The 25,627-nt window shown below is 32.2% G+C and carries 17 protein-coding genes; 15 read left to right on the top strand and 2 right to left on the bottom strand.

Going from position 1 to position 25,627, the window contains the following annotated elements; translation table 11 throughout:
• Nucleotides 1-6 precede the first annotated feature (6 nt).
• The 14 genes from BLV64_RS03885 (at nucleotide 7) to BLV64_RS03820 (ending at nucleotide 20,054) form a co-directional block, all read left to right on the top strand.
• Nucleotides 7-1,791: a type I restriction-modification system subunit M gene (locus tag BLV64_RS03885; protein WP_092132701.1), complete on the top strand. Its 1,785-nt coding sequence runs from the start codon at nucleotides 7-9 to the stop codon at nucleotides 1,789-1,791.
• Entirely contained in the window at nucleotides 1,791-3,095 is a 1,305-nt protein-coding gene (locus BLV64_RS03880) for a restriction endonuclease subunit S (RefSeq protein ID WP_092132698.1), read from the top strand. Before BLV64_RS03885 ends, BLV64_RS03880 begins: the two co-directional genes overlap by 1 nt.
• A 5-nt stretch (nucleotides 3,096-3,100) precedes the next feature.
• Entirely contained in the window at nucleotides 3,101-4,447 is a 1,347-nt protein-coding gene (locus BLV64_RS03875; protein WP_092132696.1) for a hypothetical protein, read from the top strand.
• A 171-nt stretch (nucleotides 4,448-4,618) separates the two neighbouring features.
• Complete coding sequence (locus BLV64_RS03870; RefSeq protein ID WP_092132694.1) at nucleotides 4,619-7,594, top strand: type I restriction endonuclease subunit R; 2,976 nt, start codon at nucleotides 4,619-4,621, stop codon at nucleotides 7,592-7,594.
• A 355-nt stretch (nucleotides 7,595-7,949) separates the two neighbouring features.
• Complete coding sequence (locus BLV64_RS03865; RefSeq protein ID WP_092132692.1) at nucleotides 7,950-9,125, top strand: reverse transcriptase family protein; 1,176 nt, start codon at nucleotides 7,950-7,952, stop codon at nucleotides 9,123-9,125.
• 3 nt (nucleotides 9,126-9,128) lie between these two features.
• Nucleotides 9,129-10,469, top strand: coding sequence for a hypothetical protein (locus BLV64_RS03860; protein ID WP_092132690.1), 1,341 nt, complete (start codon nucleotides 9,129-9,131; stop codon nucleotides 10,467-10,469).
• Nucleotides 10,466-11,095 (top strand): hypothetical protein, encoded by a 630-nt coding sequence (locus BLV64_RS03855; RefSeq protein WP_092132688.1) that lies wholly within the window; start codon nucleotides 10,466-10,468, stop codon nucleotides 11,093-11,095. The genes BLV64_RS03860 and BLV64_RS03855 overlap by 4 nt, the downstream gene beginning before the upstream one ends.
• A gap of 2 nt (nucleotides 11,096-11,097) precedes the next feature.
• Nucleotides 11,098-12,822, top strand: a complete 1,725-nt coding sequence (locus tag BLV64_RS03850) for a response regulator (RefSeq protein ID WP_092132685.1) — start codon at nucleotides 11,098-11,100, stop codon at nucleotides 12,820-12,822.
• A 100-nt stretch (nucleotides 12,823-12,922) separates the two neighbouring features.
• Entirely contained in the window at nucleotides 12,923-15,046 is a 2,124-nt protein-coding gene (locus BLV64_RS03845) for an ATP-dependent DNA helicase (protein ID WP_092132682.1), read from the top strand.
• A complete protein-coding gene (locus BLV64_RS03840; protein WP_092132680.1) occupies nucleotides 15,036-16,556 on the top strand; it encodes a DUF7017 domain-containing protein in 1,521 nt (506 codons plus the stop codon). The genes BLV64_RS03845 and BLV64_RS03840 overlap by 11 nt, the downstream gene beginning before the upstream one ends.
• A gap of 214 nt (nucleotides 16,557-16,770) precedes the next feature.
• The gene (locus BLV64_RS03835; protein WP_092132677.1) at nucleotides 16,771-17,511 is read left to right on the top strand and encodes an HNH endonuclease; all 741 of its coding nucleotides are present in this window, start codon (nucleotides 16,771-16,773) and stop codon (nucleotides 17,509-17,511) included.
• A 23-nt stretch (nucleotides 17,512-17,534) separates the two neighbouring features.
• A complete protein-coding gene (locus BLV64_RS03830; protein ID WP_092132675.1) occupies nucleotides 17,535-18,524 on the top strand; it encodes a hypothetical protein in 990 nt (329 codons plus the stop codon).
• Nucleotides 18,525-18,722: 198 nt separating this feature from the next.
• A complete protein-coding gene (locus tag BLV64_RS03825; protein ID WP_092132672.1) occupies nucleotides 18,723-19,058 on the top strand; it encodes a 7(1) septoil knot domain-containing protein in 336 nt (111 codons plus the stop codon).
• Between the two features lie 75 nt (nucleotides 19,059-19,133).
• On the top strand, nucleotides 19,134-20,054 hold the full coding sequence (locus tag BLV64_RS03820) for a glycoside hydrolase family 25 protein (RefSeq protein WP_092132669.1): 921 nt from the start codon (nucleotides 19,134-19,136) through the stop codon (nucleotides 20,052-20,054).
• 89 nt (nucleotides 20,055-20,143) lie between these two features.
• Here BLV64_RS03820 and BLV64_RS03815 read toward each other — a convergent pair whose 3' ends face one another.
• Nucleotides 20,144-20,890 (bottom strand): hypothetical protein, encoded by a 747-nt coding sequence (locus BLV64_RS03815; protein WP_092132666.1) that lies wholly within the window; start codon nucleotides 20,888-20,890, stop codon nucleotides 20,144-20,146.
• A gap of 247 nt (nucleotides 20,891-21,137) precedes the next feature.
• Between BLV64_RS03815 and BLV64_RS03810 the strand changes: the two genes are divergently transcribed.
• Nucleotides 21,138-22,736 (top strand): hypothetical protein, encoded by a 1,599-nt coding sequence (locus BLV64_RS03810; RefSeq protein WP_092132663.1) that lies wholly within the window; start codon nucleotides 21,138-21,140, stop codon nucleotides 22,734-22,736.
• Between the two features lie 15 nt (nucleotides 22,737-22,751).
• On the opposite strand, the gene BLV64_RS03805 is transcribed toward BLV64_RS03810, so the two are convergent.
• The gene (locus BLV64_RS03805) at nucleotides 22,752-23,906 is read right to left on the bottom strand and encodes a saccharopine dehydrogenase family protein (RefSeq protein ID WP_092132660.1); all 1,155 of its coding nucleotides are present in this window, start codon (nucleotides 23,904-23,906) and stop codon (nucleotides 22,752-22,754) included.
• Nucleotides 23,907-25,627: the final 1,721 nt, after the last annotated feature.

Raw genomic sequence — 25,627 nt, 5'->3', positions numbered from 1 at the left:
TAACAAATGAGTAACATAAATAACAAAGTAGACGTAAGCTTCATATGGCAAATCACAGACGATGTCTTACGCGATGCCTTTAAGAAAAATGAAATTGGAGATGTACTATTACCTTTTGTAGTAATACGTAGGCTAGACTGTATGCTCGAAAACGTAAACGAAAACGTTCGTAAAAGTTACAACGATTTTAAAGATAAGGTTAGCGAAGACAAGTTAGATCCAATCCTTAAAAAAGCAGCAGGTGGTTTAACGTATTACAATACTTCAAAACACACGCTTAATTCGTTAAAAGACGAACCACAATACATTGAGATTAACTTCAATAATTACTTAAACGGGTTTAACCCAGAAGTACGCGATATTTTAGAGAGTTTTCAGTTCGATAAAATTATTGCGCGATTGGTAAAAAACCGTTTGTTGTATGAAATGATTGATGCCATTTGTAAAACAGACTTGCATCAAGATACTATAGATAACCACAGTATGGGTTATGTGTTCGAGGAGTTAATTCGTATTTCTAACGAGCAATCCAACGAAACAGCAGGAGAGCATTTTACACCACGTGATGTAATTGCCTTAATGAATGCCATCATCTTTACACCAGAAAAAGAGGAGCTTTGTAAACCAGGAATTATACGTACTATTTTTGATCCTGCTTGTGGTACAGGTGGTATGGTGAACTTGGGTAAAAACTACGTTTTGGATGAAATTTGTAAAGATTCCAACAACAAACCAACCATGTTAACCTATGGTCAAGAATTAAATGAGCAGTCTTGTGCTATAGCAAAGTCAGAAGCCTTAATCTCAGGTGAAAACCCTAGAGATGTAAAACACGGTAACTCGTTTACAGACGATCAGTTTCAAGGCAAGCAGTTTCACTATATGATGGCAAATCCACCTTATGGAGTAACATGGAAAAAAGACAAAAACTTTATAGAAAACGAAGCGCTTAACCCAGCAGGTCGTTTTTATGCAGGAACACCACGTACCAGCGATGGACAATTATTGTTCTTACAACATATGATTTCTAAAATGGACCAAACCAATGGGTCTAGAATTGGTGTAGTTACCAACGGTTCCCCATTATTTACTGGTGATGCAGGAAGTGGCGAAAGCGACATACGTAAATGGATTATAGAAAACGATTGGCTAGAGTGTATCATAGCCTTACCAAAAGATTTGTTTTACAACACAGGTATTAACACTTATATCTGGTTTTTAACCAATAAAAAAGCCGAAAACCGTAAAGGTAAAGTACAGTTAATTAACGGAAATGCTAGTAAGGTGATTGGTACCAATGCTAAAGGTAAAGAAGAAAGTGAACATATTTTTGCACGCTCTAATAAAAAGAGTTTAGGCAACAAACGTAACGAACTTACCGAAAACCATATTGAAGCTTTATTAGACTTATATACCAACTTTGAAGAGAGCGAACACTGTAAAATTTATAATAACGACGATTTTGGCTATTACCAACTCATTATAGAGCAACCATTGTATAAAGATGGTAAACTAGTAATGAGTAAAGGCAACCCAAAACCAGACTCTAAAAAACGAGATAAAGAAAACGTACCATTAACAGACGATATAGAAACCTATTTCTCTAATGAAGTATTACCACACGTACCAGAAGCCTGGATAGATTACGATAAAACACGTATTGGTTATGAAATTAACTTTACCAAATACTTTTACGAGTACAAAGGGTTGCAACCTGCTGCTCAAATTAAAGCAGAAATTATAGACCTTGAAAAAGATATTTCCAAACTTTTAAATGATTTGTTAGCCTAATGAAGAGATATAAGTCATATAAAACAACTAATATAAGTTGGTATCCAGAAGTTCCTAGTGAATGGAAAGTTTGCAAAGTAAAACATATTGCAAATACATATGCAGGGGGAACACCTTCAACAATAAAATCTGAATATTGGGATAATGGAGAAATTCCTTGGTTACCATCTGGTAAATTACAAAATGGAGAAATTACTACTGCTGAAAAATTTATTACTGTAGAAGGTTTAAAAAACAGTTCAACAAAATGGATAAAAGAGAGTACTGTATTAATCGCTCTTACTGGAGCGACATGTGCTAATATTGGTTTTTTAAATTTTGAAGCATGTGCTAATCAATCAGTAGTTGCTATTGATGAATTTAAAGACAGAGCAAATAGTAGATTTCTTTATTATATGTTTCTGATGATGAGAAAGCAAATTTTAACACATCAAACGGGTGGAGCACAAGCTGGAATAAATGATGGGAATGTTAAAAATTTGTATTTAAATCTTCCTTCTTTAAAAGAACAAACCCAAATAGCCAAATACCTAGACCACAAAACCCAAATTATTGATGCTTTAATAGAAAAAAAAGAGCAATTAATAAAAAAACTACAAGCACAACGCCAAGCCATCATTAACGAAGCTGTTACCAAAGGTTTAAACCCTAATACCAAAATGAAGGATTCTGGTATTGAATGGTTAGGGTGGATTCCTGAGCATTGGGAAGCTAAACGTCTAAAATATATTTTTAATATTCAAAAAAGGATTGCAGGAGAGCTTGGATATGATATTCTCTCTGTTACACAAAGAGGATTAAAGGTTAAAGATATATCTAATTACAAAGGACAATTCTCGATGGATTATTCTAAGTATCAAATTGTTTATGAAGGTGATTTTGTTATGAATCATATGGATTTATTAACCGGGTATGTCGATATATCTAAGCAAATTGGAGTAACCAGTCCAGATTATAGAGTATTTGAATTAATTGAAAAAAAGTGTAACCAACAGTATTTTTTATACATCTGTCAATTATGTTATAAAGAGAGAATATTTTATTCACACGGTCAAGGTGTCTCACAACTAGGGAGATGGCGTTTACAAGCTAAGGAGTTTAATAATATGACTTTTCCTTTTCCTTCTTTTGAAGAACAAACAGAAATAGCAGATTTTATTAACAAGAAAACTAAGATTATGGATAGAATTTTAGTTGAAACAGAAAAGAGTATTAAAAAACTAAAATCTTATCGTCAATCTATAATTAGCGAAGCGGTAACTGGTAAAATAGATGTAAGAGATTGGCAACCTAACGAATTTTAAAATAAATGGATAGACATTTAAATATTTTTAGATCCTTTAGTCAAAATCAATCTAAAGAGAATATAGAAGATAACATAAGTAGAGCTTTTGTACTTTGTTTGCAAAATAGCAATGTGCTTTTTAATGACTTTATTAAAGATATTTTATCTACCGAAGATTATCACTATGTATTTAATAATTTTAATGAAAATGCAGATGTGTCTATAGACATTCAGGTAAACTTACAAAAAGTTGATAGTGCCGCCTATAAAAACATCTATGCCGTTGCACTAACATCTGAGGTGTTAGATATGATTGATTTTTTTGAAAATTTTCAATATTCTCATTCAAAAGATTACAGACCAGAAACTGACATTTTTATAGAACTAACTGATATTTTAATAATTATAGAGGTTAAAAGACACGGTGAAGATTGCAGACAGCAATTATACAATCAGGTTCATCAGTTACTCTTAAATAGTGTTCACGAGAAAGAAGATGTATCTGTTAAAAGCGTTAATTGGCTATCGGTAATGGAACAAGTCTCAAGAGCTCATAATTTTGAACGATACTTAAAGACACGCAATCCATTTCTTAAAGATTTTTTAGGACTTATAAGACAGTATAAGTCAGACTGGTTACCTGTAACACCTTTTGCAAGCCTGCCCATAAGTGAGCAATACAATGATCAACGCATTTTACGATTGCAAGCGGCTATAGCATCAAATATGCAAGATTACAATCTTGTTGATAAAGGTGGTCGTAATGGCTTCAAATTTCCAGAACCATGGGCAGACGAAGTATTATTTAGCTTTAGAGACGACGGTACGTTAGTAGCGTCTATTTATCCTGGTAATACAAAAACACAAGGTTATTCTTTATATAATTCAAATAATCAAAATTGGCGCAATACAACAAGAGTTGAAATAGATAATACCATCTTTGATGTTTCATTTACTTCACATATAAAATTTTCTGGGCAAGGTTATATCACAGGACTTTGGTTTGACAAGGACAAAGAATTGACACCTATTTGTACACAAGCAAATTTTAATAGAACAGGTAGAATACTTAAAAAATCTTGGGTTGATTTAGAACAATTCTTTGATACATCTTTTCAAAAGACATATAATTGGAGAAAAGAATCCCTTTGGGTAAAAAAAATAAAAGAGAGTAATAGATCTCGTTTTGATGTTTCCTTTGGGTACGAAGTGTCAATACTAATTCCATATCCATTCTTACAAGAGTTAGATAAGAAAACAGAGGACTTAAGTGTCTTGGCAAGTTTTATAAGTGAAGTTTATCAAAAGTTTACACAATTATTAGAATGGGATCAACTAGAGCAAGAAATAATAAAACAAAGGGCTCAATAAGGGCTCAATAAGGGCTCAATATTTAGAATAAAAATCACTAAACACAAGGAGAGCCTAGTAAATACAGGTTTTTTATATTTAATTTAAGGGCTCAAAAAGTAGAGCTGTAAAAAACATAAAGGGCTCATAATGGAATAATATTGGTTTCTATTGGGTAAAAAACAAACTAAAATGGCAACAGGTACAAAAGAAATACATTTTGAGGCACATATAGAAAATTACTTAGTTAATACGGTTAAAGAATACCATAGTGTATCACCTAGTTTGTATGATAAAGATTTGTGTGTTATTCCTTCAGAAATAATAGCCTTTGTAAAAGATACACAACCTAAAAAGTATGAAGAGTTATCTAAACAATACGGCGCTTTAGTAGATACTAAAATAGTAGAAAATGTTGCTAAAAATATTTCTAAAAATAAAACATTAGAAGTATTACGTAATGGTGTAAAAGACCGTGGTCAAAAACTAGATTTAGCTTATTTTAAACCTGCTAACAACAAAACACCAGAACACGAAGTAGCTTATGCTAAAAATAGATTATCTATTGTACGTCAGTTAAAATACTCTAATCGTAATAATAACGAGATTGACTTTGTCTTATTTATTAACGGTATTCCTGTAGTTACCGCAGAACTTAAAAATGCTTTAACAGGTCAAAACCATCACAACGCCATTAAACAGTTTATGCAAGATCGTGACCCTAAAGGCGAACCTTTTTTAGAGTTTAAAAGTTGCTTAGTTCATTTTGCAATAGGTACTGAAAAAGTATTTATGGCAACAGAGTTAAAAGGGAAATCTACGTACTTTTTACCATTTAATACAGGGTTAACTAACCATTCAGATACTGGTTTTGCTGTAGAATACCTTTGGCAAGATGTATTGCGTAAAGACTCTTTGCTAGATTTAGTGCAAAACTTTATAAGTGTGCAAACCGATAAAGAAAAAGTATATAACCCAAAAACTAAAAAGTTAGAAGATAAAAAATCTACCAAATTACTGTTTCCTCGTTTTCACCAACGTAGAGCTGTAAAACGTATTTTAGAAGCTTTAAAAACAGATGGTACTGGTAAAAATTATTTGGTACAACATTCAGCAGGTTCTGGAAAATCAAACACCATTACTTGGCTAGCATACAGGTTAGCCAATTTTTATCAAAACTATACAGATGATAAGGCCTTATACGATTCTGTAATTGTGGTTACGGATAGACGTGTGTTAAACAAGCAAATACAAGATAATATTCGTCAATTAGATAACACACCAGGAGTTGTTGCTTATATAGACGAAAGATCAACATCTCAAGATTTAAAAGAGGCTATTGAAGATAAAAAGCGAATCATAATAACAACCATACAAAAGTTTCCAGTAATAGCTCAAAATGTAACTAATTACCCTGATCGTAAATATGCTATTTTGATTGATGAGGCACATAGTTCGCAATCGGGAGAATCGTCAAGACAAATGCGTAAAGCGTTAAGCCTAGAAGAAGCAGAGCAAGACGAAGCAGATATAAAAACCGCTGATGAAATTATTGCTGAAGAAATTTCTAAAAAAGGACAACAGCCAAACATTTCGCAATTTGCTTTTACAGCAACACCAAAGCAAAAAACTATAGAGTTGTTTGGTACAAAAATAAACGGGAAGATTGAGGCTTTTGATGAGTACACGATGGAGGAAGCCATTAAAGAAGGCTTTATAAAAGACGTACTTCAAAACTATATGTCTTTTAAACGCTATTACAAATTAGTAAAGCGAACAGAAATTGAAGATAAAGAGTACGACAAAAAGAAAACAGTACGCGTTTTAGGTAATTATGTAGATCTTCAAGACCATGCTATTGACAAGAAAGCAAGGATTATGTTGGAGCATTTTACAAGCCAAACACAAAACGAAATACAAGGACAAGCCAGAGCGATGTTGGTCACTAAATCACGATTGCATGCAGTACGCTTTAAACTAAAGTTTGACGCTATTTTAAAAGAAATGAATTTGCCTTACAGAGCCTTAGTAGCATTTTCAGGAACAGTAAAAGATCCTGATACTAATGAGGAGTATACCGAAAACAGTATGAATAATTTAGAAGGTAAAATTAGTATTCCTGAAGCTTTAAAATTGCCAGCAAATAGATTGTTAATTGTTGCTAATAAATTTCAAACAGGTTTCGACGAACCTTTACTACATACCATGTTTGTAGATAAAAAACTAGGAGGAGCAAGTACAGTACAAACCTTGTCACGATTAAATAGAAATCGAAGAGGTAAGGACTCTACTATGGTTTTAGATTTTGTAAACGATCCTGAATTAGTACGAGCAGATTTTCAGCATTTCTATGGAAAAAACTTCATGGAAGAGGAAAATGAAACCGATCCTAATAGTTTATACACCATTTTAGATGTAGTAGATAGTTTTAATGTCTTTTATAATACAGAAGTAGAGGCTTTTGCAGAGATATTCTTTAAGCCAAACGACAATATGGAAGGTATCCAGCCTATATTAGGAAACATTGCTAAACGTTTTGATAATGAGCTTGAGGATGAAGATAAAAACGCGTTTAAAGCAGCAGCAAAGTCTTATACTAAAATCTATCGCTTTTTAAGTCAGATTATTCAGTTTACAGATGTGGATTTAGAAAAAAAGTACGTGTTCCTTTCTGCCTTACTTAAAAAGTTACCGTACGTTAAAACTGATTTACCTGTAGATGTAGTAAATGATATTGAATTAGATAGTTATAAAATTCAACATAAGTTTACAGCAAGTCTAGACCTAGTTTCCGAAGATGGAGAAGATTATGGAATGACACCTGGAGGATCTGGACAAGAAAAAGAAGAAGAAATAGATTTCTTGACTAAAATTATAAAAGTATTGAATGATACGTTTGGTTTAGAGTTAACAGAAGAAGACAAAGTTGACTTTAACCGAGTAAGAAAAAATCTATATGAGAATGATGAACTAATGGCCTATTTTAACAAACAAAATTCTAAAAGTAATATTAAAGATAAATTTGAAGAAGAGGTAGATGGAGAGTTATTAAACTTTATAAATACCAAACTTGATTTTTATAACAAAATGACAGACAATAAATCAAACACGTTGTTCAAGACTTTGTTATTTAATGAAATTTATAATAGAGAAGTAAGAGGGATATAGTAGATAAATAGTAAAAATAACAAATGTTATGCAGTTCCACTGCATAAAAGCAAATCATATTTGCAGAGTTCTTTGAAAACCTAAACAAAAGTATTGATCGCGTATGCTGGTTTAATTAGTAGTAATTAAACAACGATCGGCATATATTCTAATCGTTTATTCGATTGGAATAAGAATGTTATTTTTAATTAGTCCACAATGTTTAAAACACATAATTGGTTCTAATTATTTATAGCATTTATTATATTTTTTATATTATTATTATATATTATTTCAATGTAATATTAATAAGATATGTAAAGTTTAAAATCATACAAAAAGAATAGACGTTTAGGTTTTCTAGAATTTTATAACAATGAAACTAGAAAAACAACATACAGAGCAACTAATAAAGCAATTTAGGTCCTTAAAGACTAAGGATGACTTGCTGGTGTTAATAAACAAAGTCAATTTGCTTTTGTATGGTGATGATTTTAAATCATTAACTCTTAAGGGACTTAATTACTATACTAACCCAAATTATAGCGATAAGCGCTATTCAAGTTTTTCAATTAAAAAGAAAAGCGGAGGAGAGCGTATTATTAATTCACCTGTAAATGGATTAAAGCATATTTTAAAACCTTTAAATGTTATTTTAAATTGTATAGCAACGCCTCACCCGAAAGCTACAGGTTTCGTATTGGGTAAGTCTATTGTAGATAATGCTAAACAACATGTTGGTAATCACTATGTTTACAATATTGATTTAAAAGATTTTTTTCATTCTTTTGATAGAAACAGAGTTAAGTTGGGGTTTATGTATCCACCTTTTAATCTAAGTGGAGATTTAGAGCCCTTAGCTTTTTTATTAGCATCACTATGTACACATCCTTTTGAAGTTGAAGGTAAATTAAAAACCGTCTTACCTCAAGGTGCGCCAACATCTCCAACAATTACCAATATACTATGTGTAAAATTAGATAGACGATTAAATGGTTTAGCAAAACGCTTTAAAGTTAACTATTCGCGTTATGCCGATGATATTACATTTTCATCTCACGTAAATGTATTTAAAAATGAAGTGTTTTTAAAAGAGTTAAATAGAATAATTGTTGAGGATCAAAACTTAATCCTAAACGATAAAAAAACACGTTTGCAGCAAACCGGTACTAGACAAGAAGTAACTGGTTTAACAGTGAATACTAAAGTTAATGTTAACTCTAAATACATTAAGCAATTACGTATGTGGTTATATTATTGGGAAAAATATGGTTTTAATAAAGCAGAATCCATTTTTTTAAGAGACTACGCTAAAGACAAAGGGCATATAAAAACAGGAAAACCTAATTTCCAAAATGTACTGATGGGTAAATTAGAGTACCTGAAAATGGTAAAGGGGCATGGCGATAGTACGTATGTAAAGTTAAATGCTCGATTTACACGGCTTACTCGAACTGAAAGTATGCTTGAAAAAACACTTATGGCTTGGGAGGAAAATGGAATAGAGAAAGCTATGGAGATTTATAAATTCAATAACACCACTATGTTTTAATTTATGAACAAATTTAATTTTATAAAACAGCTGTTGGAGAACGAGAAGTTTAGTGCTTCTCAAAAAGATAGGTTTCTAAAGTTAGTATCTAAGGAATTGGAGAGTTTTTCAAAACGTGACGATCAGGTTATTATTGATATAATAAATATTAAAAAGAAAATAGGGTTTGATGAAGTAAAAAGTGAGGGTGAAAAACCTATGAATGCTTTTGAGCTTTTAGTTGAAGAGAGAAAAGAAAAAATACACAATAAAAAATCGATTTTTCCTGATCTTAAATGGCCAGAAGCAGGTAAAGAAAATAGTTTGGGTGAGTATATGGTTGATATGAGGGAGACTAAAAAAAGTAAGAGCTTTGCAGAACAATATAAGGAAGCTCAGATTAATAAAACAAAGGATAATATACCCTTAGAGTTTCCAAAATTGAATAATGCGCCTTCGTTAGTTAAATTGATGAATCAATTTTCAGATAATTCCAAAGCATTGAAATATACTACCCATAGTTGGGAGTATGGGAAATTTCAAAGTTTTGAAGAATTTACAATTAAGATTAAGGAAGAATGGAATGATATAAGTAAGGAATTAACGATGCTTAATCCAAGGTTATCTGCAAAAATTTCTAATTTTTTATTTAACAATAAGCTAGGAGAGAAAAAAGACGAAAAATATTATCATGTTTGGGGGGAAAAAAGATTAAAATTTGGTTGGGCTTCTAAACCTTTAGAATTATATATGAAGAATTCTGAAAACGATCCATTCAGTTTTAGCATTCCTGAAAATATAAAATCTTTAGACACTAAGCATAATTTATTGTTATTTGATCAATATGTATCCGAGTTTAAAAATGAGATTGAAATAAGAGAAGATAATTCTGCTTTAGTAAATCTGATTAATTTTTTATGGACAAGTGAGTTAGGTTATGATTTTAACCTTGTTCAACAAGATACTGAGGGTGTTTCTTTCTTTACGGATGTTCCATATTTAAAATCTGTTATTAAAATTGTTTTTGGTAGTTTTAAGAAACGTCCTCAGTTTCCTAATATTATTTGTCGTATTGATGAAAATTTTGAAGAGAATTATGTCGAATTGAGTATTACACAGTTAGAATCTAAATGTACAAGAAGTATAAATGATCCAAAGATATTAAAACCAAAAGGAGGAGATCTATCAACTATTATCGAAAACTTGAAAAATCTAGCAGATTTCTCTGTTATAGGAGAATTTAAAGATGAACAAGTTTATAGAGTTAATTATCTTACCAGTAATCGTGAATTTAAACACTTAGATAAAAAGGACGAGAATTATTTATGTGATGGTTTTACATACTTATTAAAATTTTATTTATGAAAAAAGTAATATTAATAGAAGACAGACCAAATAGACAAATAAATTTCACAAAAAAGTTGAATAAAGATCTAAATAAAATTTCGATTTTAGAGAATGTTTGTGGGTTCGAAAAATTTAATACGTACAAAAAAATATTGAGTTCAAGTAACTTGAGTCAACTGGACGACTTTCAAGTTATAATTGTTCATAGATCTGCATTATCTGCAAATGAACGTTTAAGGCTAGTTGATTTTGCTAAGAAAAATTCTAAAACATTGGTTTTGTTTTCAGGAGGTATTTCTTCTGTTACTTTGCAAAATATTGGAAATGGGATTTTATTAACAATCAACTCAAAAGACTTGTATAGTAACTCATTCATTAATTATTTAGAAAATGATGATTTAAATATTTTACTGTTAGCTTTTGGCGAAAACTGGAAAATTAATTTGGAAGTAAGTTTATTGGATAAATTAATTTTTTATATTATAGATTATACTCCTAGACCTTTATCAATAATACTTGCCGAATTAAAAGTTCCTGAATGGATTAAAGAAAATTATTTTAAAAATTTTGATGGAATAATTCAGTTAAATGAATTACAACTATTAAAAGAAGATATTCAAAATAACTTATTAAAGTCAATATAAAAATGGATAATATTTTATTTAGAAATAGTCTGATTAAAGAAATAAAAAACTTTAACACTTCAAGTTTTTTTAAATTACAAGAAGTGCCTAATAATGGTTATGTAAAAGATATTGATACTCGAATTCATGAAACTCTTGAAGGATTAAACAATGTTGAAGTAAATTCGATTACAATTCCAATTAGTATTACCGAAAATTTTTTAGAATTTTCAGGTTTAAGGTTAGCCCATCATATAAGGTTAACCCCAAATTTGTCTTTTCGTAAAACTCCTATTATAATTATGGGTTCTCTCAATGAGAAACAACTACTAAAACTTTCTTCTCTAGCTAATATATTATTAACACCTAATGTTTTTTATGTAAACCTTTCAAAATATGCTTTTGATACCATAGAAAAATCAGTAAAAAATTTAGAACTTTCTGATGGTTTATCTTTTGATTTTAATAAGTATTTAGACAAAGTAACTATAAATCCTCCTACAAATTATGAGGATTCTCATAGTATAGCTAATGAGTGGGCAATTTACCGTTGGGCTAAAACCATCAATGCTTCTGATGAAAGTATTAATAGAATAGAAAAAAATATAGAAAATAATTTATATTTCAAATATTTACAAACAATATATCCAATAAGTAAGTCTACAATAATAAATGCAGATAAGCTTCAAATAAATTATTCAGGAAAGCCAAAGATATTATATATAGATGATGAAGCTGAAAAAGGTTGGGAAGAAATCTTTTCATATATATTAGGTGATATAAATGATCTACACTTTGAAATTTTAGATATAAATTACAAAGAAACTACTCAAGAAAACTTAATTGAAGGAACACTAGTTAAAATAAAAGAAGAGGATATCGATTTAGTGATTTTGGATTTCAGATTGTTACCTCAAGATTTTCAAGTTAATGATATTTCAGAAGTGTCAGGGTTAAAGATATTAAAAGCAATAAAAAAAATAAACCCAGGTATTCAGGTAATTATATTTTCTGCAACCAATAAAGTATGGAATTTAAAAGCTTTACAAGTAGCTGGTGCAGATGGTTTTATATTAAAAGAATCTCCAGAAAACAGTAATGATGCTAGTTTTACAAAGCAATCAATTGAAAATATGGTAGAAACAATGAATTTTTGCTTTGAGAACAGCTTTTTAAAAGACTTTTATAATAATCTTGAAAAACTTAAAACGGTATTAATTCCTAGAAAAAATTTTAAAAAATCATCTAATCCTTTACCTAAGGAGTTTGTCGATGAAGTCTTAAAATGGTCAGAATTGAGTTTAAATATTTTGCAAAATAAATTAAGGCAAGAAAATTTAACCGCAGTGTTTTTAATATACTTTTCAATAATTGAGAATATTTCTAACCGAGTTATTGAAATAGAAAATCCTATTAAGGAAAATGGTGTTTATAAATTTCAGTTTCGAAAAAATTTACAACGATTAAAGTATTTTGATAAAGATCAAAATGATGATGGCTTTTATAGGAAAACAAATCATGAGTATGAGAATCAAAAAAGAGCTTTAAGATGGGATATAAAAATATATAATACACTCGATTTTGTCAATGATAACAAATTTAAATTTGAATCAATAAATGAGTTAGTTCGCAAAAGGAATAATATAATTCATTTAAATAGTACTATGGGTAATGTTATTGATGTTACAATTACGGATGTTATATTACTTAATAAAATTATCAATAGTGGATTGTTAAATATCACTTAATTTAACAAGAATTTAAGGTGAAAACATATTTAAAGATTAACCATGCAGAAAAGATGCATGCCTCTAAATTACATTTGTGTTAAATAAGAAACTAATAAATATGCATAATCACTTTCGACATATAAATATTAACCAAGATCAACAGCTAGCTATTGATAAAATAAGTGATTTTTTAAAAAGTGAAGATAATATTTTTATTCTCCAAGGTTACGCAGGTACAGGTAAAACAACATTAATAAAAGGTATTGTAAATTTTTTAGAGGAAACTAAAAAGCAGTTTAACGTTATGGCGCCTACAGGTAGAGCAGCTAAAGTATTAAGAGATAAAACTGGTTTTGGTAAAACTATTCACAGTAGTATCTATAAATTAGAAGATTTAAAGTCAATTAATTCAGATTCAAAAGAATTAGCAGAGCATAATATAAAGTATCTATTTCCTATCGATTTAGATAATAATGCAGAAAGGGTTTTAATTGTAGATGAAGCTTCTATGATATCTAGTAGAGAATCGAAAAACGAGCTTTTTGATTTTGGTACAAACATCCTTTTAGATGATTTGCTATCACATACATTTCAAACCAATAAAAACAACAAAATTATATTCGTAGGTGATCCTGCGCAGTTGCCTCCTGTTGGAGACAATCAATCTAAAGCATTAGAATTATCTTTTTTTGAAGAATTAGGGTTTGTATGCCAAATCGCTCAATTAACTCAAGTTATGCGTCAAGATGATAACCTGATTTTAGAAAACGCGAATACTATTAGAGGTTTGCTTAAGGAATCATCAAGAAGTACAATTGAATTAAAATATGATAATAGCAGTTTTGTTAAATTAGAGACCTATGATATAGTTAATAAATACACACAACTGTATCCAAATCCTCAAATTGGTGATGGTGTAATTATATCTTTTTCAAATGCACAATGTTACCATTATAATTTTGCGATAAGAGAACAATTATTTTCTGAAAATAAGGACATTGTTGAAGGAGATATCATCATGATTAACAACAACAATCAGTATACTTACAAAACACAACTGTTTAATGGAGATTTGGCAAAGGTGGTACACGTTTCAAATCATGTTGTAGAACAATCTGCTCCCGTATACGTTGAAAAAAATGGTAAGCGCTCTCAAGAAATAATTAAACTAAAATTTAGAAAAATTGAGTTTAGAGTGCCTCATTTTGATGAAGAAATAAGCTGTTATATTATTGATAATTTATTAAATAGTATAGACAGGGACTTAACATTGGATATGACAAGGATGTTGTATATCAATTTTGTAATGCGTTTTAATAGCGAACAGGACAGAAGAAAACAATTAGGTCTAGAAAAATTCAAAGTAGGTTCTAAAGAGTTTAAAGACGAATTAGTAAAAGATCCTTTTTATAATGCTTTAAAAGTTAAATATGGCTATGCAATAACCTGCCATAAGTCACAAGGTGGTGAATGGGACAAAGTGTTTATAGATTATACTGGAAGAACCGGTTTGTCTAATGATGTATTGAAATGGAGTTACACAGCAACCACAAGAGGCGTAAATACGATATTCGCAATTAATCCACCACATTTAACAACTTTTAGTAGATTAAAGATCTCTAATATTATTAATGTTGGTAAAATACCAAATAACGCCTTGTACTTAGAGAATGTAAATTGCTCACCTTATCATAATAAAGAACATCACAGAGCAAAAAGTTTAAAGTTTTGGGAAGTAAAAGATGCGTTGGAAACTACAGATTTTGATATCATAAATGTTGAAACTAATGATTGGCTAGAAAAATATACTCTTAAAAATAGTTCGAACAGAGAATTTGTTTTAGAGGCAAGTCATCGAGGTTCAGGACATTTTATTAATCAATTTGAAGTTAAAAATAAGTCAGGTAAAGAAGATGAGGAATTATTGGAAACTATTTTTAATCAAAATTATTCAACCGATTTAGGTTTAGATTATAAACCAAGAGCTAAGTTTTTGGAGTCTTTATATTTTATAATGAGATCATGTTGTCAAGAATTAGACATAGCAATAACAAATATAGATGAGCAAGTTGGAAAGTATTTTGTTCAATACTTTTTGGTTACAGATAGTATTAGTGCTAGCATTCAATTTTATTTTAAAGAGAATGGTCGTTTTTCTACGGTAATGCCTAAAACATATCAATGTGAGAATGACCAAAAATTGCTATTATTAACAGAAAAACTAGAAGACTATGCCAGCTAAAGAAATCAAAGAATTAAGACAATCGGGAAGATTAGATGAAGCGCTTGCTATGGCGAAAGAGGAGCTAAATGCCCAACCGGATAATATTTGGTGTAAACGAAATATTAGCTGGGTATATTATGAGTTTTTAAAGAAAAATGTGAGGGAAGTCAATGTAGATGGATTCATTGAAAACCTAATCAAACTCAAAGACCTAAATTTACCAGAAGAGGAAGTTATGATCTTTGATACCTCTGCATATCAAATAGGAAGTATGCTTTTTAAAATTCAAAAAACAGAACCTGTTGACTTTTCAAAGGTTAATCAAATTTTCGATAATATTAGAGAATTTCACTTTACTAAGCCTTCAGAGAGTTATAGTGTTTTAATGAATGCCTTCCAGAAAGGAGCTCAAAATTGGTCTAGATTTTTAGACTTTGCAGACTGGTGGGGCTTAGAAAACTTTATGCCTGCAGATTATCAGTCAGAGGAATATAATAATAGACAGTTGTCTGCACTAGTTGATAAAGTTTATGGGAGTTACTGTAAGAAATTGATTGAAGGAGAACCTAAAGATGCCTTTGGTGCTATTAGAGAAGTAAACAAAGAGAAAGTTCAACAATTTCTGCCTCAATTGGATGCTATTATAGAAAAACACCCAGAATATAAATACTTACCCTATTATAAAGCTCAAATGCTGATGTCTTTGGGCAATAAAGAAGATGTACTTGATGCTTTCTTACCATTTGCAAAACAAAAACAAAATGATTTTTGGGTTTGGGGGCTAATGGCTGAAATTTTTACTGATGACAAGGATCTTGAGTTTGCTTGCTACTGTAAGGCATTAAGTCTTAGAACACCTAATGAGTTTTTAATTAAAACGAGACAGGCTTTTACAAAACTTCTAGTGGAACGGGCATTGTATGCAGAGGCTAAAACAGAATTAAAAAATATTATTGCTGTTCGCGAGTCCAAAGGATGGCGAATACCAAATGATATAACAAATTTAACGGGAAGTTCTTGGTATGCTAAAACCAAAGCACATGCAAATAACAAAGAACTTTATAATAAGAATAGAGCAAAAGCGGAAGAATTACTGTATTGTAATATACCAGAACTCGTAGTAGCTGTAGAATTTGTTAATCAGCATAAGAACATATTGAATTTTGTGAAAAATCAGTCATTGCATGGCTTTTTTAACTACGAAGGGATGCTGAACAATCCTAAAATTGGCGATGTATTAAAAGTGCGAATAGAACCTATTGGCAATGAAGGGTTTTACAGAGCGTTAACAATTAAAACAATTGAAGTCCAATCTATGGAAGATGTTCCAGCAATCAAAGAGGTTTCTGGAGCTTTAAAGATACCGGAAGGTAAGAATTTTGGATTTTTAGATGGTGTTTTTATTCCACCAGATGTTGTTGAGCTTAACAAATTATCTAATGATGATAAGATTAAAGTTAGATCGATATTATCGTTTAATAAATCTAAAAACGATTGGGGTTGGAAAGGATATAATGTGCTCAAATAATATACTTAAATAAATTCATATATGTTGCTATTAAAAATCTGAACGTAAAAGACGTTATTCTATATCTCTTAGAACCGACTTCGTTAGATATGAGTGGTGATAATGATAGTGTAAGAAGATTGAAAAAATGCTAGCTTAAAAAGGTGCTTAGCCCTAGGGTTTTACGTCAAATATCGATTAAGGGCTTCTATATTCTTAATGAAAATTATAATTTATGACATATCAAGAACAATTATTAGATAACCGCTGGAAAGCAAAGAGAAAACAGATTCTTGAAAGAGATAATTACGAATGCCAGCATTGTAATAATCTTTCCTATAGTAAAAAATATAATATCGGATTAATTTTTAGTAATCAATTGCCTGTTAATGCTGCTAAAAGTCAATTTATTAAAAATGAGAAGTATCTTACGCATATTTGGGATTTGAAAAAAAATAAAATTCTAATAGCATTTACTGATCAATCAGAGTTTTCAACTGATAAAAGTTATGTAGCTCTTTATAGGGAAGGGGAAACTAGCGCTCAAATCTTAGGGCTTAAAATGATTGATAATAATTGTATAGAAATAAACTCAAACTTATTACTGATTATAGAGAATGGAATTAGAGGAAAGGTCTCAAGTAAAACCTATGATGCAGTTTATAATGTTGAATTAAAAGAAAGGAAATGGGATATGGTTTTAGGTCTACATGTACATCATAAATTCTATCAAGAGGGGTGCTATGCGTGGCAATATTCAGATAACGCTTTGATTACTTTATGTTGGGAATGTCATGAAGAACTGCATGCACATGCTTCAATTCCGAAACTTGACTCAAGTGGTAATGTTGTTCAACAATTAATTCTGTGTTCTAGATGTGCAGGAGCAGGCGTTTTTCCAGAATATAATCATGTTCAGTCGGGAGTTTGTTTTAAGTGTAATGGAAAACGATTTGAAGATTTCATTGTCTCTTGATATAATAATAGAAAAAGCAACCTATGAAAAAACAAATCATCGAAGCTATCAAAAACTTTGATACACATGCACTAAAACAGCTTTTAGACGACACTAAATCTTATATGAATGTTTCGAAGGCGCAATTTATAGGAGCATTAGAATCGGAGTTTGAAGAAGCCAAAAAAGAAGGGTGCTTTGCTTTTGATGATGTATTTTTCGGTATTTGTGGATCTTGTAATAAAGGGTGTGAAGGCATGACTTTCTATTCTAATACGGGTTATTTTCTTGACTTGTTTATAGAAAGTGATTCTGAGGGTGATGTAAAAGATATGTATATCTGTAATCAGCTTAGTAATTTTACAGATTTAAAAAAGAGTTTTGATCTCAGTTTTCATTTTTGCAAGGATCAAGAAGTAAACTTTAAACCTAGTAAAGAATACTTACAAATAAAAAGTTTGTTTGAGGACTTTAAGATAGCTTTAAGCCGCTTTGAGGATGGTGTGCCTTTAGATAAGCTTGTAGCGTGCTTAGAAGATTATAATTATCTGGAAAAGTTTATAACCGACTTAGGACCATTTGCATGGATGGGAGTTAAATTATATGAGCAGGTTAGTGAGTCTGTTTATGATATAAAAAGAGTAGCACTTTTAAAAAGTCAAGCAGAACATGCCATAGAAGCTTTAATTGACTATCAAAAAATAGCGTCTGAAAGAGATAGTGTTTTATGGTATTTTGAGAAAGAGAGTGACGCTTATAGGCTAATAGGGTTTACTAAAACGGAAAAGCCACATATTATAAGTTATAGTTCAGACAGTTTAAAAATTGATATTGACATTTCAGGCTACGAATATGTGGTAGACTATTTTTATAAAATAGATGCTTTGTATAATGAATTAATGAAAAAGTATAAACCACTTCCTGAGCACTATAAAGCAGGAAGGATAGAGGACTCTTTAGAGCGTTTTTTAGAACTTCATAACAAGTATCTGGATATTGTAGAGTGGTTCAGAAAAAACAGTAATAATCTTTAATTAATTTCTAGTATTTACGATTTTTTACAATAAAAGCGGGAAAATATAATATATATTGTTTTGATATTATTTGTAGTGTATTTAGCCTTTATTATATGCAATAAATCTTCCAGACCTTTTACTTGAAATGTAACATCTAGTGGCAGTATATTCAGAATAGGACAATGGCAAGTCTCAAATTAAAAAATTAAAGTACCTATGAAAAAATTAGTGATTTTACTTACAATCGTCCTTTCGTTTGGTGTTGTACAGGCTCAAAAAGTGTATTCAGTAGATTATACTAATCAGGCTGATGTAAAAGTGTTTGTAGTTGACTATGAAGCGCAAGCCGATTTAAAAGTCTTTAAAGTAAAGTACCAAAATCAAGCTGGTGATAACGATGGTAAATGGTTTTTTACTAAATATGCTAACCAGGCAAAAAAGAAAATTTATTTCGTGGACTACGAAGCTCAAGCAGATTTAAAAATTTATTTTGTCGACTATCAAAATCAGGCAGGATGGAGAAAATCTTCTAAAAAAATGCTGTTATATTAATTAGTCTGTTTAGATAGTTTATCCCCTTGAAAGCAGTAGAACTTTGCATAAAAAAAATACATTATAATACACTACATGATTAGAAAGATTTATTATCACATTATTGATTTTAAAGAAATCCATCCTATTAGGTTTTGGGTGCTAGCGTTTGTCGTTTTTGTACTGTGTGTATTAGCTATTTATTTTTTAAATAAGCTCATAATAAAAAGTACTAGCCAATCTAAAAAGAAGGACACCAACAAAGGTGGAGTACTCGGTTTTTTTAAGAATTATAAAATACTGATTGGGGTGCTAATTGGTCAGACAGTAATTATTTTAGCCCTGGTAATAGTGCCATTAACCAGTAAAAAGAACACCTATTTTAAAATGGAGGAAGATCCTTCCATTTCTAGTTCTATGTATATTTTCGGAATCGATGTATCGCATTATCAAGGAACGATTAATTGGGTAGAAATGGGGACTTCCCATCACCCTATCGAATATGTCTTTATTCGTGCTACAATGGGGGTAAATGGTGAAGATATTCGCTTTGAGGAAAATTGGAAAAAAGCAAAGCAACATAATTATATTCGTGGGGCTTATCATTATTACCGACCTAATGAGAACTCAACAAAACAATTTGAAAATTATGCTGATAATGTTAAGCTGATAAAAGGCGATTTTATACCTATTCTAGATATTGAAAAGGAAAGTCGGTTTGGAATGAAAAACTTAAGAACAGGAGTGCTTAATTGGTTAAAATTAGCTGAAGAGGAATACGGGGTAAAACCTATGGTGTATACAGGGTTGACGTTTTATGAAGATAATTTAAAAGGGCATATAGACGACTACCCGCTATGGATAGCGGCTTACTCTGGTAAACACCGTGTTGATAATGTGGATTGGGATTTTCATCAGTTTACAGAAAAAGCTGTGGTTAAAGGCATCCGAACAACTGTTGATGCTAACGATTTTAATGGCAGTCCTGAAGATTTAAATAAGTTACTAATTAATTAATAGTGCTCTTCGTGTTTAATGCTGAGCTTTAATGAAGACAATGTGGGACTATAGATTATAAAAATTCAAATAGCCAATAATAATTGCTTTTATTCCCTATAATCCAACACCCTAACCGCAATACCCGACTGTAAATCATAAACCTCTTGGTCGATAATCTCGTAGTAGCGGAGTCCTATAACCGTAACTCTGGAGTGTTTTAGCGCAATACTATTCGAGAGCTCCAAATTAAAGGAGCTAGCAAGGGAATCAACGGCTAGAAAATAAGTCGGAGAACGTTCTAGGGCGGACTCAAAATGATCAAAGTCAAAATCTAAAACACCCAAAATTATACCTATATGTGTGGCAGCCTTGGGAGTATTGTATAAACTGGGGTTGAAATCGTTTACCGTTAGCTGCTGGGTGTTCCAATCAAACACAGAATGTTCATAGAGATCAGTCATTAGCCGTTGCTGCGGAATAAATTCAAACTGCTTTAATACACGTTTTCCTTTAGCGGTTTGTAAGCCAAGTTTAATTTGACGTTTTCCACGTTCTGAAACAAAATCCAAATCTTTAAGCTGTGTAAATAAGGTCATTAATCTTGAGTGGATCTGTCGTCCTTTTATTCCGCCAAAGAATGGGAGTAAAGCGCGACGAAACCGACTTTTAGTCCTGCTACAATGCCCAAATTCGGAGGCGTTATCCCGAACAGGTTTCATCTGGTCTTGTGTCCGAATAGCGTCTCCATTAAAACCGCCACCTGCCTTGCGCACATAGCCCTTGCCATTCACGATAAAAAAGTTTAAATCCCCAATCGTACCGCTAATTTTTAATAATCCGCGTTGCTCGGCCATAGAATAATTATAAAGTGTTTTGTGTATCCTAAAGTAATGAACATAAACGATTTAACCTAAAGGTATAGCGTGTGTATAGCATATTAAATAAATACCTACTTTATAGTAGAGGCGTGTTAGGTGTACTACATAAGTACTTTAAAGCATTATACCAATCAATTCTAAAATTCAATACTTCGTATACGGATTTTGAAACGAATTTAGTAAGTTACTAGTCGTAACAAATACCAAACCGAACTTCCCAAAAATGAAAACACAAATACTATCCACCCTTTTACTACTTACTCTCTGTGGCTGTGCTCCTAAAATAAGCGAGCATTTTGAACAGAATAGATATGTAAGAAATTACAGTTTGCATATCGTGAATGCTGATTTGCAGTTGTATTTTAAATCCCCAGCAGATATAACCTATACTACCGATAAAAAGGAGTTACAGGAGATTATACGTCAGCAGCCGTTTAAACTAAAAGATCCCGTCTTAGTCTATGGCAAAACAGACGATCCGCCTTACGATGTTTTTGTAACGGTATCACAAAATAAAGCGCATCAATACCCTCAAGATCTGATTGTTTTTGATACCCTAATCCAAAAGAATAGATTGCAGTTTATAGGGCGACCACGAGTTACAAATGCTAGAAAATCATTAGCTATCGATTTAGAGCAGATGTTTAAAAGCGTAGAATTAGGTCCGGGCTACAGGAAGGATATAAGTACAGTTATGGACGTGGTTAAAAAACATGAAAATTCAAATAAATTTTATGCCGTCCTAAATGAAATTCAGCTATTTCCTACCTATGACAAACAAGAAGAATGGACAAAATTTCAAATGGAATTAACCTATGCTTCGTTTCTTGGGAATAACACCGAGTATACAAAGTACTTAAAGTCGCTCGAGTCTAGATTTAAACCTAATGAAGCCATTGTTAATCGTATTAAAAAACATGTAAACGCGACGGATAACGCTATTGATAGTATTGTAAGCAAAGCGAAAAACCATAGGGTAGTAATGATTAATGAAAACCATTTCTTACCTAATCATAGATTACTCGTTTCTGATGTTTTAGAACAACTTAGGGATATCGGGTACCGTTATTTAGCGTTAGAGGCTTTGGCTAGTGGTCAAGATAGTGTGTTGAATCAAAACAATTCATATCCTACCATGGAAACGGGGTTTTATACTAGCGAGCAGCAGTTTGCTAACCTTATTCGAAAGGCAAAGGCTCTAGGCTATGAGTTTGTTGCCTATGAGAACACAGACCCCAATAAAAACAGAGAGCTGGGGCAAGCGGAGAACCTGTACAATAAAACACTAAAATTGAATCCGGACCGCAAGGTGATAGTGCTTGCTGGAATCGATCATATTCTTGAACAACCCACAGCCGGTGGAAAAAAATGGATGGCTACTCAGTTTAAAAACCTGTATAATATCGACCCACTAACTATAAGTCAGACCCATCTTAATTCTTATAGAACACTAAGCAACACCGACTATAGCCTTATTCCGAGTGGTCATTTTGAAAATGAGAGACTGCATGCTGTAGACTATCTTATGCTTAATAATAAAAGAATAGATCCTAGTAATGAGCTAGGGACGTTTCCTTACCAGAATACAACAGCCAGTACCATTCAAGTGGCGTTATTTTATGAACATGAAATTCTAAACAACTACGACTATCATAAAAAGGTGCCGTATTTTACAACGCTATTAAAAGCTGGAGACACTTATAGCTTGTCAGTTAGTAAGACAGGAAAAAGCTACCTGTACACCTTTGATAAGACGGGTGAGCGTTTAGATAAACGACTTATAGATCGTGATGGTAGTGAGATAAAGGACTTATGTTTTTAGTGTCTGCTAGACGCCCTAAACCGATGACTTAATTGGTCCGTAGACGCGTGTTATAAAATCGCCATTTAAAAAAGCGTTAGCTTCCAGCTGACTTTGAAGAATCACGCCTTTAGGTTTTGTTTCTAACAACCAGCTTATAGCTTGGAGTAGTGGTGTTGCTGTAGTCGTTTGAATCGCTCTTAACTTGTGTTTACCGACCTGCTGTGGGTAAATGCGTTTAGCGATTTCTTGACGGCGTAATTTACCGCTGGCGTCCTTGCCTTCTACAGCAGCATAAATAACAATTTGATCATCTTCGATATGCGGAATGTCTGTCTGCATTACCTTTTGCAATCCGGAAATCGGATTGTCACTGTGTTTTAGTTTTTCGAGCTGCTGTTCCACCCAATTATAATGTCCGGGGTGTCTTAGGGTTTTATAATCGAGGTGTTTTACCAAGCCACTTAGGGCATCAGGTAAATCTGCCGCCCCACCAGAAGTCAGATCTTCTTCATAATGAATGCCGTTAATAATAATAGAGGCGCGTTCAGAGAGTGCTGGAACAGTGGTTTTTTTATAGTTACGAATCACAATACAGTTCTTTATATATTCGGTAGCCACACCGACAGGACTCCATGTAAAACCATAATAATGGGGCGCAATGGCGTGGTTGGTTAGGGCACCCACCTTTAATTCTAGGCGGTCCACCTGCTTAACGCCGTATTGATCACAAAAGTTTTGGAATAGATAATGTGCTAGTACATCAATATACCCAGGAGCTAATCCCGTTTGTAAAACGAAGCCGGTGTCGGCATCTTTTGCGAGTTCAATAATACGATTGGTTTCAGCAACATACTCGGTAAGATTAGCATACTGCAGCTCGTGGTTTTTCGCTATTAATGCCATGTGTGGCGCTAGGCTCCCCGGTAAGCAATCGAGTAGGGCATCACCTTTTTTAAAAATAGCGTCCGTCTCAGTATTTAAAGCGGTGGCATCCATTTGAAAGGGAATCACCTCACAGGATTTTGTGGTGCCGTCTAGTATCCATTGGGCTACGCTTTGCGCTTTTTCTAAAAGCTGATCTCCAATGTAAATGGTAGGGGTTACAGCACTCCACTCCGCTAAAATAAGACCAGCCGCTTCCGCAATGCCACCGGCACCAGCAATAATAATGTTATAGTGAGTTTTCATAGTGAGGTGTTTAGAATTAATGCCTTAACAAGTTAAGAAAAATTTAGTGATGAAAAGTGGGCTAGGCTAATATTACGAGGAGTGTGTTGTAATCTTAGTTTTCTATTGGTGTTATGGAGAAATGATGTGTTTGTTTTTAGATTTTTTCGAATTAGCTGCGCTGATTCTTTTTGGGGGAGCTGTACACTAGTGAAAGTCCATAATGCTGGCGCATTATTTCGTTTTATACCCATTTTAATCGAGGTCACAATTATCACAAGATTCATCGCTATACTCAGAAATCGAAGCTTCGACGGAGTCAATGACAAATAATAGTTCATTGTGTAACTATGACTTCCAGTTTTCAACTTCCAGCCTCTAGCTTCTTCGAAAACCACTCGAAGTGACATGGAGATTTTATACATCAATTAGTCGGAGATTAAAACTAACTACTATTTACTAGCTACTAATTACTAACTTTTTCACGATTAAATAGAAACTTACTTAAGGAGGTTCCCGGCCTATTTTTCGTCATCGTAGCAAAACAAGTAAAAGCCGCAGCGGCAGGCAGCGGAGGATGGCCTAGCGCAGCGGTTGCCATCCGCATGATAAGGATTTTGCGCAGTTTTCAAGATTACGAAAATCAGCCTAGACTTTTTTGTTTCTTTTTTTGGCAATGAAAAAAAGAAAAGGACTCCATTAAAAACGACAAGCTTTTCAATAACTACTGACCACTAATCCCGCCCCTAAATCCCTAATAGGGACTTTTGTTTTCGTTAAAGTGACATGGTGATTTTATGTATGATGAGAACCGGAATTAAACCTAACTACTATTTACTAGCTACTAATTACTATTTTAATGAGTAACGACCGAAGAATCTGTACGAAAATTGAAGTTTTATGTTCATTTTGATCAAGGTCAAATGAGGCACAAGATTCTTCACTGCATTCAGAAATCGAAGATTCGACGCAGTCAATGACAATTCGTTAATCAATTCGTAACTAGGACTTTCAGTTTCCAACTTCCAGCCTCTAGCTTCTTCGAAAACCACTCGAAGTGACATGGAGATTTTATACATCAATTAGTCGGAGATTAAAACTAACTACTATTTACTAGCTACTAATTACTATTTTAATGAGGAACGACTGAAGAATCTTTATATGAATTTTAGTTATGAGGTTTTAAAGTAAGCTTTAATGTTTTTTCTTTTTTGCGAATTAGCTGAGCTGATTCTTTTTGGGGGGAGCTGTACAATAGTATAAGTCCATAATGTTAGCGCATTATTTCGGACTTTTTTATGCGTTGAGGTTTTAATGTATGCTTTAGCATATGCTATTAAGGGTTTGTTTTTTTCGAATTAGCTGCGCTGATTCTTTTTGGGGGAGCTGTACAATAGTATAAGTCCATAATGCTAGCGCCTTATTTCGGATTTTTTTTATGCGTTTAGGTTTTAATGTATGCTTTAGCGTATTCAGTTAAGGGGTTTGTTTTTTTCGAATTAGCTTCGCTGATTCTTTTTGGGGGAGCTGTACAATAGTATAAGTTCATAATGCTAGCACATTATTTCGGACTTTTTTCTGGGTTGAGGTTTTAAAGTAAGCTTTAATGTTTTTTTTTTCGAATTAGCTTCGCTGATTCTTTTTGGGGGAGCTGTACAATAGTATAAGTCCATAATGCTAGCGCATTATTTCGGACTTTTTTTATGCGTTTACGCTTTAAAAGCAAGCTTTTAGCGTATCGC

The organism is Bizionia paragorgiae, assembly GCF_900107625.1.
Classification (GTDB): domain Bacteria; phylum Bacteroidota; class Bacteroidia; order Flavobacteriales; family Flavobacteriaceae; genus Bizionia; species Bizionia paragorgiae.
The sequence above is the reverse complement of the archived record's forward strand: the minus strand, read 5'-3'. Positions and strand labels throughout refer to the sequence as shown.